Source organism: Mycoplasma hafezii (assembly GCF_049942695.1).
GTDB lineage: Bacteria > Bacillota_I > Bacilli_A > Mycoplasmatales > Metamycoplasmataceae > Mycoplasmopsis > Mycoplasmopsis hafezii.
The window spans coordinates 906,401-919,664 of record NZ_CP187940.1 but is presented as its reverse complement, the minus strand read 5'-3'; the positions used below and the strand labels follow the sequence as shown (position 1 = coordinate 919,664).

The following is a 13,264-nucleotide window of genomic DNA, read 5'->3' as shown; positions in this document are numbered from 1 at the left end:
TCTAATTGACTAAATTTTTTCTTTATTATAAAATATTATTTCTGTGATATTCAAAAATACAACAAAAAACTAACAAAAAACTTAAAAAAATATATTGTTTATGATATATAATAAACTGAAAAATAAGCATCTTTATTGTATAATATACAAGCTTATAAATATAAATATAAAACAAGGAGGATAAAATGAGCAAAAGAACATATCAACCTAACAAGCGTAAACATGCTAAAGTTCACGGTTTCCGTGCTAGAATGAAAACAGCTAACGGTAGAAAAGTTTTAGCTAACAGAAGAGCTAAAGGTAGAAAAAGATTAACAGTTTCAGACAAATAATTAATTTCCAATGAAAAAACAACATCGACTCAAAAAGAATTGAGAATTCGATTCGGTAATGAATACCAAAAAACAATTAATTAACAAATATGTCATTGTGTATTATAAACACGCAGACGCCTTTAAAATGGGTATTACCGTACCGAAAAGATTCGCAAACGCAGTTGGTCGTAATTTATATAAACGTCAATTAAGAGCAATCATTCATGAGTGTGATTTATACGACTTACCTTATGAATTTGTTGTAATTGCGCGCAAAGAGTTTTTAGAAGCTCCGTTTTCAACTAAGAAAAAGGAACTGCAAAAACTATTTGAGAAATTTAGGAAAAATGAACAAATCTAAACATTTTAATTATTTTACCAAGGGACGCGACCCAAAAGAACAAAGAAAAACAAACTGGAGAAAAGCTTGAAAAATTATCAAGACTTTTCTCTATGTTTGCATTTTTGGTTTAACTCTTACAGGGTGTGTTCAGAACTTCACAATCAAAACTTCATCAACCGTAGGTAATGGTTTTGAAATTTATACAAGTGAAAAAGAAATAGCTCCTAAAGTTACTACCTTTAAAGTTGATAAAGCAAAAATTCAGGGAACAAATACTAGCGAAGCTAATCAAAATTCCTTTGCTTATTTAGTCCCAAGTTCAATTAACCACCATGTTAATGAAAAAGATTTAAGCGAAAGCTTAATTGCTCAACTTATTAAACAAACAGAAGCTAATGGTGGAAAATACGGAGAATACAATTCTTATTCTTCATCATTTAGAATTGATTTAAGTAACTTAAATGAAGAACAAAAAACTGCATTAATGCAAGAATTAAAAGATTATGGCTTTGCCACAAGTGATTCAGCGTTATCAGAAATTTTAAGATCAACTAATGGTCAATATTTATTTAAATCAAGCACAAGTACTGGTTATTCAAAATTAAACCAAGCACAAGATGTTTATTATTATTTAACATCTAATGATTCTATTTTTAATTTCTTAACTGAAAAAGGTGATAATAACAAAACTGCACCAGTTATTAAGAAAGACGAAAATGGAAAAGAATATTACACAATTATTAGTTCTACAGTAATTGGTGATAGCAATCCAATGGCAAGTGTAAAAATTGCTGATGATGTTAAACCAATTATTTTCGAAAACAACCAATCATTAACACCAGAACAAAAAGCTGCACAGCTTGAAAAAATGAAATTAGCTAACCAAGCTTATAATTCAGATGTTTTCCTTACTTTATATAATTTTGCATTCGGAAAAAATTCTGAATTCTTTAAACAAGTTCAAGCATACGATTCAAAATACCAATCAACTGCAGAATTTGTTAAATCAATTTCTGGTCAATTTAATCAAGAAATGATTGAATTAAAAACTTTAGATGGTGTGGCTGCTTCTAAGTTTGAAGAATTTAAAAACTTTATTGCTGCATACCAAGCTAAATTAATTTCTGCAGAAAAATTAAATGTAGAGATTAAAAATGTCAATGTAATCCAAGGGAAACTTGGACAAATGACTGAGATCCTTGCTGGTCAAGAAGATAGCGATAAAATCACTCAACTTAAAGATTTAGCTAGCGAAATTAGAAAAGCATGACTTGAAGATACTAAAGATTTAAGTATCGGAACTATTGACGTCCAAGCTTATAATTTATTACAAGCTTACAACTTAACACTTAAAAATTATTTAACATTAACAGGTTATGAATTAAAATTCGATATTGCAAATGGTAAAAAAGTTATCGGATTTTATTCAGATGTAAAAAATGTAGATAATTACTTATCATTACGTGGAGATGCTCCTCAAAAACCAATTTATACATGAGGACAAGCATGAGAACTTGGACCATTTTATGGTTTATTAGTTTACCCACTTGGTGCTTTAATTCAAAGTATTAGACGTCCAATGCCTGATCTAAAAGGTTGAGCATCAATTATAGCTATTATTATTGCTGTTATTCTTACACGTCTTGTAACATTAGCTTTATCATTTAGAGCTACAATGATGCAATCATTACAAGAAGACTTAAAAGTTAAAAAAGCAGCAATCGAAGCTAAATACAAAGGATTTGAAAATAATAAACAAATGAAAATGCGTAAGCAACAAGAACTTGCTGCTTTACACAGTAAATATAATTTAAATCCTTTAGATCAATTAGGACAAATGCTGTTCCAAATGCCGATCTTCTTTGCTATGTGGAGGGTTATTCAAGGATTACCTGAAATTAAAGCGACTGTATGGTTGGGAATTAACTTCTCATCAACATCATATCAAGAACTATTTTCAGGAAACTGAGTATATCTTTGAATTTTAGCTGCAACAATTTTAGTACAACTTGCATCACAATTATTACCACAATGATTGAATAAACGTAGATTGAAAGAAAGAGCAACAATTGCAGAAATTGAGGCACTTAAAAAATCAGAAAGAACACAAAGAATTATGATTATTGTGTTCACAGTAATTACAATTATGTTCACAGCCGGTGTTCAAGTTTACTGAATGTTCGGAGGAATTTGACAAATTGGTCAAACACTCGCTCTTCACAGAGTTAAAAAATCTAAATGATTTAAAGAAAGATACTCAAAGAAAGCATTTAAAAAATAATAAAAAATCTCGCTCAGCGAGATTTTTTATTTCATGAATTTTTGAAGGTCATGTTTTAAAACATCATATGGTTTATAACCTTGCATTATTTCTACGACTTCTCCATCAACTAAAACATTAGTATACGGAATAGAAAGAACATTATTTTCTCTAGTAAACTCTTTATCACGATCGATATTTACTCTAAAAACTGTAATGTTGTCTTTTTCTGATAGTTCTTCTAATGATGATTTAAACATTTTACATGGACCACATCAGTCAGCATAGAAAACTAAAAGTTGTAAACCTTCTTTTTTTGCTTCCAAAAATTCTTGTTTATTAACTTCTTTTAACATTTTATCTCCTTTAACAATACTATTATAAAACAAAAAATACAAAAAGTGCATTAAAAAAGCTGTTTTTTTAACTTTTTGATATAAACCTAAAAAAAGAGTATAATTTAGGACAAAAAAAGTATAAAAAAACAGCGGCTCCCTATTTTCACCTTTCGGCTATCGTCGGCACTAAAGAGCTTAACTACTGAGTTCGGAATGGTATCAGGTGAACCTCTTTGCTATAACCACTGATAATATTGTACTATAGATTTTAAAAAATGCAAACTATTTTTCTAAAAATTTTGAAAGTTTTTTTGTTGCCTTATCTAAGGTGTCATATGCAGCTGAGCGAGTGGTTGCCATAATTTCAGCTATCTCTCCATATGATAAATCCTCAAAGTAAAATAATTGAAATACTTGTTTTTGATTTTGAGTAAGAAACATATGATATTTAGCATATAGCTTTGTGTATTTTTCAACTTCAGATAAATCTTTTTTACTCATTTGATAATTCTTTCAACATATGATAAATAAATAATTCTAAATCAAACTCTTGAAGAGCATCAAGGCTTTCACCTAATCCAATTAATTTAACATCTAAATTATATTCGTCTTTAATTGATAAAACAATTCCACCTTTAGAAGTTCCATCCATTTTAGTTAAAATAATTCCTGTTAAATCAGCAACCTCTTGAAACACCTTAGCTTGACTTAAACCGTTTTGCCCTGTTGTTGCATCTAGTACTAATAAAGATTCGTGTGGTGCACTAGGTTCAAATTTTTTAATAATTGAAACCATTTTTTCAAGTTCTTTCATTAAGTTAACCTTGTTTTGTAATCTACCTGCTGTATCAATTAAAACTAAGTCATATGATTCATCTTTTGCTTTTTGCATACCTTGATATACAACAGAAGCTGGATCTTGACCTTCTTTTGTAGGCATTGAAATATCTGCACCAATTCTATCGGCTCATACTTTTAGTTGATTTACCGCACCAGCTCTAAATGTATCTGCTGCAACAATTAATACTTTTTTGCCTTCTGCGATATATTTATTAGCAACTTTGGCTATAGAAGTTGTTTTTCCGCTCCCATTAACACCTACAAAGATAAAAACGTTTAAATCTCTATCTTCTTGATAATCTAATTGAGTTTGAATGATTGAATTATTTGCATAGATAACAAAAAGCTGGTCCGCAATTAATTCACCAATTAATTTCGTATCAGTAATTTGATTAGTCTTAACTTCACGCTTAATTTTTTCAATAATAATATCAACTAATTTAAAGTTAATATCTGACATAATCAGAATTTCTTCTAACTCATCAAAAAACTGTTCATCTATTTCGTGGTGTTTATTTTGTAATTCTAAAATTTTCTTTCCTAGGTTAGAAGCGTTACTTAAACCAGTTTCGTATTTATTTATTTTTTCATTTAATGATTTTTTCTCATCAGTTGATGAGTTTAAGAGTTCATCATCATTTTTACCCTTAATCTTATTAATAATTCTTTTAAAAAATTTCATATATATATTTTATAAATAAAAATTTTATTTATTATGAAATTGTTATATTCTTATAATTGCTATGTATATAAATACACTTGAATATATTTTGCTCAATTCTTATTGTGCTTCAAATGAAACGTTATTAATGCTCATTTCTGTTTTTACAAAATTAAAATTAAATAAAAAATATAGAACCAAATTTGTGATTAATGTAATATGAGAACACAGAGAAAGAAATGACAATAACGAGAATATTATAAAAAAATATATGGATGTATTGGAAATTGAGTCGTGCAATCAAAAAATTGATTTTTATAATAAGATAGAAATTAAAAGAAACAAAATTACAATTTCTAATTATTGAGGTACGAATTATTTAAACTCAATTCAAGAGATAGATAAACTTACATGATTAATGGACTTTTTGAAATTGCACAAATATAAACAAATTTATAAGGAACTACATAAAGAAAGAAAAAGATTACAAATAAAAATAGGTTTTATTAATAATAAACAAGAAATACTTACTCTTTTAAAAGAATATATAGTGTCTATATTTATTGAAAAGATTAGTTCGGTTGTAAATAAAATAAAAGCTAATCAATCATGTTTTCAAAAGTTTAAATTTTCATTAGAAGAAAAATGAATATTATTTAATGTCATTTTTCCTCTTTGTTATATGTCTAATAATATAGAGATGTTTAGAAACAAAATAACTCATTACTACGATTTATGATTTGGTAATTTATGTGATATAGAATTTACTATTCAAAAAAATTCGTTACTTCTATGTTTATTACAAAATAATAAGAAAATATGTGGGTTTATCTATCAATTTAATAAGTACATGGATAAAAATAATGAAATATTTTCAAAAAAAATTAATAAAAGTAGAAATAAAAAATGTCAAATTAATGATGTGCGAGTATTTTGAATTAATTGATTTGATTGGTTTTTTAAAAAAGTTAATTCTAATGAAGACGAAAATGTTGATAATTTTGTTAAGTGGTGAGAAATTTTTATAGATAACAAATTTTGAAGATTTAATGAAATTTATAATAATTTAACAGATATTGATAGAAGGTTGGAAAACCTAAATTTTGAATATTTCATACAATTAAAAAATTTCATTTTATTAAAACAACTTTTTCTTGATTCAAGAACAAATCATATTGCTCCTGAAGTAGAAATTGAGAATCTAGAAAAGATTTATTGCATAATATCTCATATATATTTATCAAAGAATTTGCGTAGCACTATACTTAAACTAGTCTTTTTAATTCATTCAGAAAATATATTAAATAAAGAAATGAAATTTATTGTCTTATTATATACATGAATAATTACATTAACATTTGGTAATTATATTAACTATAATATTGAAACTGAACTGATTGCAAAAAAGAAAATTAGAAGATTAGGAAAAATAATTGCTCATTATATGAATACGATGCAAAATAATGAATTTGTTTGCAAAATGAAGATTCAACAATGAAAAACATTTGTAGATTATTGCGTAAATAATAATGATTTAACAGATGACAATGAGTTTAAGATTCTAAAATCTATACTAAGAAAAAGTATTTACAAACAAAAAAATAACAAAAATAAATAAAAAAACTTTTTTGATATAATAAGTTAGCTTTACATAACTTATTAAATATAATATATTTAGCTAATATTTAATTAAATAGAAAGGAAATGTTTATGGCAAGAAGAGACGTCTTAACTGGAAAAGGACCACAAACAGGAAACAAGCGTTCACACGCAATGAACGCTTCAAAACGTAAATTTAATGTTAACCTTCAAAAAGTTAAAGTAAATATTAATGGAACTACTAAAACTTTAAGAGTTAGTGCAAAAACATTAAAAACTTTAAAAAACAAAGGTTTAGTTTAATAATAAACAAAGTTGCTCTGATCAAGCAACTTTTTATTTTTACGTTTATAGTTCGTAAACTGATTAAATCTTTTGTATTTGAACGTATTTATATATAAATTAAATTAAAAAATTCTAATTTATTCAAATTAAAACCATAAAGAAATAAACCAAACTAAATACTTTCTAAAAAAGAATGTTTTTTTATTGACTTTTCTTATAAACGTGTTAGAATATTATCAATCACTTTCTGGGTGCAGAAGAGTGATAGAAAATTTAACAAAAATTGCTTAAAAAATAAACTTAAAAAAACTTTAAAAATTATTTTGTTTTTAAAAAGTTTAATATATAATACTTAAGCAAACAAATTGCTAAATAAAGTTCTTTGAAAACTAGATATATACAATACATGACAGTCAATTTTTTCGAGAGTTTGATCCTGGCTCAGGATGAACGCTGGCTGTGTGCCTAATACATCCATGTCGAGCGGAGTTCTTCGGAACTTAGCGGCGAATGGGTGAGTAACACGTACTTAACGTGCCCTCTAGATTGGAATAACGCTGAGAAATTAGCGCTAATGCCGGATACTTATTAGTTTCGCATGAAATTAATATAAAAGGAGCGTTTGCTTCACTAGAGGATCGGGGTGCGTAACATTAGCTAGTTGGTAAGGTAATGGCTTACCAAGGCGATGATGTTTAGCGGGGTTGAGAGACTGATCCGCCACACTGGGACTGAGATACGGCCCAGACTCCTACGGGAGGCAGCAGTAGGGAATTTTCCACAATGGACGAAAGTCTGATGGAGCGACACAGCGTGCAGGATGAAGGCCTTCGGGTTGTAAACTGCTGTTATAAGGGAAGAAAAAACAGAGGAGGAAATGCCTTTGTCTTGACGGTACCTTGTCAGAAAGCAACGGCTAACTATGTGCCAGCAGCCGCGGTAATACATAGGTTGCAAGCGTTATCCGGAATTATTGGGCGTAAAGCGTCTGTAGGTTGTGTGTTAAGTCTGACGTAAAAACTTGGGGCTCAACCCCAAATAGCGTTGGATACTGGCACGCTAGAATTGTGTAGAGGTTAGCGGAATTCCTAGTGAAGCGGTGAAATGCGTAGATATTAGGAAGAACATCAACATGGCGAAGGCAGCTAACTGGGCACATATTGACACTGAGAGACGAAAGCGTGGGGAGCAAACAGGATTAGATACCCTGGTAGTCCACGCCGTAAACGATGATGATTAGCTGATGGGAACCATCGGCGCAGCTAACGCATTAAATCATCCGCCTGAGTAGTATGCACGCAAGTGTGAAACTTAAAGGAATTGACGGGGATCCGCACAAGCGGTGGAGGCATGTGGTTTAATTTGAAGATACGCGTAGAACCTTACCCACTCTTGACATCTTCCGCAAAGCTATAGAGATATAGTGGAGGCTAACGGAATGACAGATGGTGCCATGGTTGTCGTCAGCTCGTGTCGTGAGATGTTCGGTTAAGTCCTGCAACGAGCGCAACCCTTGTCCTTAGTTAGATGATCTAAGGAGACTGCCGGAGTAATCCGGAGGAAGGTGGGGACGACGTCAAATCATCGATGCCTCTTACGAGTGGGGCAACACACGTGCTACAATGGACGGTACAAAGAGAAGCAAGACAGCGATGTGGAGCAAATCTCAAAAAACCGTTCTCAGTTCGGATTGTAGTCTGCAACTCGACTACATGAAGTCGGAATCGCTAGTAATCGTAGATCAGCTACGCTACGGTGAATACGTTCTCGGGTCTTGTACACACCGCCCGTCACACCATGGGAGCTGGTAATGCCCAAAGTCGGTTTTGTTAACTACGGAGACAACTGCCTAAGGCAGGACTGGTGACTGGGGTGAAGTCGTAACAAGGTATCCCTACGAGAACGTGGGGATGGATTACCTCCTTTCTACGGAGTACAACGACTTATCTATATATAAGTCATCTTATTACCAGACTATTTTTATTATCAAATATTGTAAATTGTTATGTACTATGTTAATAGTCCATAGATATATCTAGTTTTGAGAGAACTTTCTCTCATTGTTCTTTGAAAACTGAATAGTAAAGATATTACAACGACATCAAATTAAATAAATTAAATTTTGGTTAATTTGTTTTGATTGATACCGAGTAATTATTACAATGTAATAATTTATTGAAATGTCTTTGAATATACATCAACAATAGGTTTATACTTAAATTAACTTTTAAATAAGTAAGAGTTTGTGGTGGATGCCTTGGGTCTGGAAGTCGATGAAGGACGTGATTACCTGCGATAAGCCTCGTGGAGCTGGATATAAGCTACGAAGCGGGGATTTCCGAATGGGGAAACCTAACCAGATTAATCTCTGGTTGCTATGCAATGAATAAAATAGTTGCATTTGCGAGACACGTTGTGAACTGAAACATCTTAGTAGCAACAGGAAGAGAAAATAAATAATGATTTCATCAGTAGCGGCGAGCGAACGTGAAAAAGCCCAAACCAGCATTAGCTGGGGTTGTAGGACTATCTACATAAAGTTACAAATTCTTATCATAGCAGAAATAGTTGGGAAGCTATAGCACAGAAGGTGATACTCCTGTATGCGAAATGGTAAGAACTTTTGATAGTATCCTGAGTAGGGCGGGGCACGTGAAACCCTGTCTGAATCTGCCGGGACCATCCGGTAAGGCTAAATACTAACCAGACACCGATAGTGAACTAGTACCGTGAGGGAAAGGTGAAAAGAACCCCGGGAGGGGAGTGAAATAAAATCTGAAACCACTTACTTACAATTAGTCAGAGCTCGTTAATGAGTGATGGCGTACATCTTGCAGTATGGACCGGCGAGTTATGTTGACATGCGAGGTTAAGTGGAAAAAAGCGGAGCCGCAGAGAAATCGAAGTCTTAATAGGGCGTTTAGTATGTCGACATATACCCGAAACAATGTGATCTATCCATGAGCAGGCTGAAGCTTAGTTAACCCTAAGTGGAGGGCCGAACCGTAGTACGCTGAAAAGTGCCCGGATGACTTGTGGATAGTGGAGAAATTCCAATCGAACTTGGAGATAGCTGGTTCTCCTCGAAATAGCTTTAGGGCTAGCGTCCGATGTTAAACTTTGGTGGTAGAGCACTGAATATGGAATGGCCGCGCCTAGCGGTACTGACTATAATCAAACTCCGAATACCATTGTGCATTGTCGGGCAGTCGGAACCGGGGTGCTAACGTCCCGGCTCGCGAGGGCAACAACCCAGATCGTCAGCTAAGGTCCCAAAATCATGTTAAGTCAGAAAGGTTGTGTGATTTCATAAACAACTAGGAGGTTGGCTTAGAAGCGGCCATCCTTTAAAGAGTGCGTAATAGCTCACTAGTCAAGAGATCATGCGCCAATAATGTAACGGGAGTAAAACATGATACCGAAGCTACGGGCACGAAAGTGCGTTAGAGGAGCGTTCTAAATGCGGTGAAGCATAACCGTGAGGATATGTGGAGCGTTTAGAAGTGAGAATGCCGGTATGAGTAACGATTCGTGGTGAGAATCCACGACGCCTATTGGGGAAGGTTTCCTGGGCAAGGTTCGTCCACCCAGGGTTAGTCAGGACCTAAGGAGAGGCTGAAAAGCGTATCCGATGGACAACAGGTTAATATTCCTGTACTACCTTTTATGAGTGATGGAGTGACGGAGAAGGATAGCATTACCCATTATTGGATTTGGGGGTAAGCACCGACTGGTGAGTATAGTTAAATGCGTACTCTATAACCGGAATGTGCGATGCATAGGAACTAGTTTCTGAATTATGTGATTTCATGCTTCCAAGAAAAGCTTCTAAGCGTTTACATATTTGGTACCTGTACCGAGAACGGACACACGTCCCCAAGATGAGTATTCTAAGGCGCGCGAGAAAACCATTGTTAAGGAACTCTGCAAAATGGTCCCGTAAGTTCGCAAGAAGGGACGCCAACGCAAGTTGGCCACAGTAAATTGTGAGGGGCAACTGTTTATCAAAAACACAGCTCTCTGCTAAACCGCAAGGTGATGTATAGGGGGTGAAGCCTGCCCAGTGCCCGAAGGTTAAGTGGATGCGTTAGCTTATGCGAAGCGTTGAAATGAAGCCCGGGTGAACGGCGGCCGTAACTATAACGGTCCTAAGGTAGCGAAATTCCTTGTCGGCTAAATACTGACCTGCACGAAAGGCGCAATAATCTCTCAACTGTCTCAACAATGGAACTCGGTGAAATTATGGTCCCGGTGAAAACGCCGGGTACCCGCATCAAGACGAAAAGACCCCATGGAGCTTTACTACAACTTCGTATTGGAACTTGGCCTAACATGTGTAGGATAGGTGGGAGACTTTGAAGTTAAGGCGCTAGCCTTAATGGAGTCGACCTTGAAATACCACCCTTGGTATGTTGAGTTTCTAACCTGCCTCCGTGATCCGGAGGGGAGACAGTGCGTGGTGGGTAGTTTGACTGGGGCGGTCGCCTCCTAAAAGGTAACGGAGGCGTTCAAAGGTACACTCAATACGGTCAGAAACCGTATGTAGAGCGCAAAGGTAGAAGTGTGCTTGACTGCGAGACCTACAAGTCGAGCAGGTGCGAAAGCAGGACTTAGTGATCCGGCTATACGTTATGGAACGGTAGTCGCTCAACGGATAAAAGTTACCCTGGGGATAACAGGCTTATCTTGCCCAAGAGATCACATCGACGGCAAGGTTTGGCACCTCAATGTCGGCTCATCGCATCCTGGAGCTGGAGTCGGTTCCAAGGGTTTGGCTGTTCGCCAATTAAAGCGGTACGCGAGCTGGGTTCAGAACGTCGTGAGACAGTTCGGTCCCTATCTGATGTGGGCGTTGGAATATTGATGAGAGCTGCTCTTAGTACGAGAGGACCGGAGTGGACGTACCGCTGGTGTTCCAGTTGTTCCGCCAGGAGCATAGCTGGGTAGCTAAGTACGGAAAGGATAACCGCTGAAAGCATCTAAGTGGGAAGCCTCCTCAGAGATAAGTATTCCCTTGAAATTCCTTGTAGACGACGAGGTTGATAGGATGGAAGTGTACGTGTAGCAATACATTTAGCTGACCATTACTAATAAATTGATAGGTTTAAAAGTTAAGATGTATATTAGACATTTTAATGAATTATTCATTTACTATTCAGTTTTGAAAGAACTTTACCCAAGAGGGTATTTTTTATATAAGTAAAGAAAATAGTTCTTTCAAAAAAATAAAAAAATATTTTTGTTTTTTAATAAGTATGCTATAATATATAAGCAAAAAGATAATAATAAAAATCAACAAAGATTTTTAAAATAGTATATAATAGTATAGCTTATGAAAATAAGTTTGTGGAGAAGTAGCTCAGCTTGGTAGAGCACTACATTTGGGCTGTAGTGGTCGCAGGTTCAAATCCTGTCTTCTTCACCATTTAATGGGGGGTTAGCTCATTTGGCTAGAGCGCCTGCCTTGCACGCAGGAGGTGGTGGGTTCGAATCCCATACTCTCCACCATTATTATGGCACTGTAGCTCAGTTGGTTAGAGCATCCGGTTCATACCCGGAAGGTCAAGAGTTCGACTCTCTTCGGTGCTACCAATCTCTATTATTTTGAGCTTTTTTGGACCTATAGCTCAACGGTTAGAGCAACCGGCTCATAACCGGTCGGTTACAGGTTCGAATCCTGTTGGGTCCACCAATGGGTGATTACCCAAGAGGCTGAAGGGACTAGTCTTGAAAACTAGCAGGGGCTTCACGGCCCGCGGGGGTTCAAATCCCTCATCACCCGCCATTTATAAACTAGACAGGTGCTTAACTTAATAGATCAAATAGCGGAGTGGAGCAGTCGGTAGCTCGTCGGGCTCATAACCCGAAGGTCGTAGGTTCAAGTCCTGCCTCCGCAACCAAAATGGTCCAGTGGTAAAGTGGTTTAATACGCCTCCCTGTCACGGAGGAGAACGCGGGTTCGATCCCCGTCTGGACCGCCATTATGGCCCTGTAGCTCAGTTGGTAGAGCAACAGATTGAAGCTCTGTGTGTCGCTGGTTCGATTCCTGCCGGGGCCACCATAAATTACTCTATTTTGTTAGGTTTAACTTAATAAAATAGAGTAATTTTTGTATAATTTGAAAATGTTAAAACGTATTATATTTAGTTGCGGGATAATCAATTTACCATGTCTAATGGTGTCGTGTGTTACTCAAAAAAATGAGGTGCAAGTTAAAAGTAATCAGGAATTTGCTAAATTTTTAAATTACTATCAAACGGAATTTATACCTATTTTCAATTTGCCAAAAAATGCACAACTAAATGATTATACAATTGAAGAAATTTGAAAAAATAATTGAATTGATTGAAATGAATTTCAGCAAGTAATACCTTATGATAATGGTGTTATCACTATTTATGGAAAATTAATTTCCATTTCATTTAATAACATAGGTAACAATGTAAATTTTAAATACTTATGAAAAACAAAAAATAAAAAAATATCACTTGTACGTACTTATCATTTAAGTTCATTTAAAAAAATAGAATTAAGAAATGAACCTTTTTGTCATTTTGGACATTGTCATCCACCTAGTGATGAACCATATGTTATAACTATTGACAAACCATATAAAAAATAGGA

The 13,264-nt window shown here is 34.4% G+C and carries 9 protein-coding genes, 8 tRNA genes and 3 rRNA genes; 16 read left to right on the top strand and 4 right to left on the bottom strand.

Annotated features, from left to right (window positions below):
- Nucleotides 1-185 precede the first annotated feature (185 nt).
- Genes rpmH through yidC form a run of 3 tightly spaced genes read left to right on the top strand, consistent with a single transcriptional unit; the run spans nt 186 to nt 2,938 of the window.
- Nucleotides 186-332: a 50S ribosomal protein L34 gene (gene rpmH / locus ACPYPZ_RS03660; RefSeq protein ID WP_027333701.1), complete on the top strand. Its 147-nt coding sequence runs from the start codon at nt 186-188 to the stop codon at nt 330-332.
- Nucleotides 333-342: 10 nt separating this feature from the next.
- A complete protein-coding gene (gene rnpA / locus ACPYPZ_RS03655) occupies nt 343-675 on the top strand; it encodes a ribonuclease P protein component (protein WP_426461256.1) in 333 nt (110 codons plus the stop codon).
- Nucleotides 662-2,938: a membrane protein insertase YidC gene (gene yidC, locus ACPYPZ_RS03650; protein WP_426461255.1), complete on the top strand. Its 2,277-nt coding sequence runs from the start codon at nt 662-664 to the stop codon at nt 2,936-2,938. The genes rnpA and yidC overlap by 14 nt, the downstream gene beginning before the upstream one ends.
- A 26-nt stretch (nt 2,939-2,964) precedes the next feature.
- Here the strand turns inward: yidC and ACPYPZ_RS03645 are convergent, their stop codons facing one another.
- The 4 genes from ACPYPZ_RS03645 to ftsY all read right to left on the bottom strand — a co-directional run bounded on the left by ACPYPZ_RS03645 (nt 2,965) and on the right by ftsY (nt 4,777).
- Entirely contained in the window at nt 2,965-3,273 is a 309-nt protein-coding gene (locus ACPYPZ_RS03645; protein WP_426461254.1) for a thioredoxin family protein, read from the bottom strand.
- A 126-nt stretch (nt 3,274-3,399) separates the two neighbouring features.
- Nucleotides 3,400-3,505, bottom strand: a 5S ribosomal RNA gene (gene rrf, locus ACPYPZ_RS03640).
- 32 nt (nt 3,506-3,537) lie between these two features.
- Nucleotides 3,538-3,756 carry a sigma factor-like helix-turn-helix DNA-binding protein gene (locus ACPYPZ_RS03635; protein WP_426461253.1) on the bottom strand — a complete coding sequence of 73 codons (219 nt, stop codon included), beginning with the start codon at nt 3,754-3,756 and terminating at the stop codon, nt 3,538-3,540.
- A complete protein-coding gene (gene ftsY, locus ACPYPZ_RS03630) occupies nt 3,749-4,777 on the bottom strand; it encodes a signal recognition particle-docking protein FtsY (protein WP_426461252.1) in 1,029 nt (342 codons plus the stop codon). Before ftsY ends, ACPYPZ_RS03635 begins: the two co-directional genes overlap by 8 nt.
- Nucleotides 4,778-5,027: 250 nt before the next feature.
- Between ftsY and ACPYPZ_RS03625 the strand changes: the two genes are divergently transcribed.
- The 13 genes from ACPYPZ_RS03625 to ACPYPZ_RS03565 all read left to right on the top strand — a co-directional run bounded on the left by ACPYPZ_RS03625 (nt 5,028) and on the right by ACPYPZ_RS03565 (nt 13,262).
- The gene (locus tag ACPYPZ_RS03625; RefSeq protein ID WP_426461251.1) at nt 5,028-6,374 is read left to right on the top strand and encodes a hypothetical protein; all 1,347 of its coding nucleotides are present in this window, start codon (nt 5,028-5,030) and stop codon (nt 6,372-6,374) included.
- Nucleotides 6,375-6,466: 92 nt separating this feature from the next.
- Entirely contained in the window at nt 6,467-6,658 is a 192-nt protein-coding gene (gene rpmB / locus ACPYPZ_RS03620; RefSeq protein ID WP_426461250.1) for a 50S ribosomal protein L28, read from the top strand.
- A gap of 400 nt (nt 6,659-7,058) precedes the next feature.
- Nucleotides 7,059-8,566 (top strand): 16S ribosomal RNA (locus ACPYPZ_RS03615).
- 299 nt (nt 8,567-8,865) lie between these two features.
- A 23S ribosomal RNA gene (locus ACPYPZ_RS03610) occupies nt 8,866-11,752 on the top strand.
- 236 nt (nt 11,753-11,988) lie between these two features.
- Nucleotides 11,989-12,065 (top strand) — tRNA-Pro (locus ACPYPZ_RS03605).
- 6 nt (nt 12,066-12,071) lie between these two features.
- Nucleotides 12,072-12,148: transfer RNA gene (locus ACPYPZ_RS03600), tRNA-Ala, on the top strand.
- Nucleotides 12,149-12,155: 7 nt separating this feature from the next.
- Nucleotides 12,156-12,232, top strand: a tRNA-Met gene (locus tag ACPYPZ_RS03595).
- 24 nt (nt 12,233-12,256) lie between these two features.
- Nucleotides 12,257-12,332 (top strand) — tRNA-Ile (locus tag ACPYPZ_RS03590).
- A 2-nt stretch (nt 12,333-12,334) separates the two neighbouring features.
- A tRNA-Ser gene (locus ACPYPZ_RS03585) sits at nt 12,335-12,425 on the top strand.
- A gap of 39 nt (nt 12,426-12,464) precedes the next feature.
- Nucleotides 12,465-12,540: transfer RNA gene (locus tag ACPYPZ_RS03580), tRNA-Met, on the top strand.
- A 4-nt stretch (nt 12,541-12,544) separates the two neighbouring features.
- A tRNA-Asp gene (locus tag ACPYPZ_RS03575) sits at nt 12,545-12,621 on the top strand.
- A 4-nt stretch (nt 12,622-12,625) separates the two neighbouring features.
- Nucleotides 12,626-12,701, top strand: a tRNA-Phe gene (locus ACPYPZ_RS03570).
- 63 nt (nt 12,702-12,764) lie between these two features.
- On the top strand, nt 12,765-13,262 hold the full coding sequence (locus tag ACPYPZ_RS03565) for a hypothetical protein (protein WP_426461249.1): 498 nt from the start codon (nt 12,765-12,767) through the stop codon (nt 13,260-13,262).
- Nucleotides 13,263-13,264 lie beyond the last annotated feature (2 nt).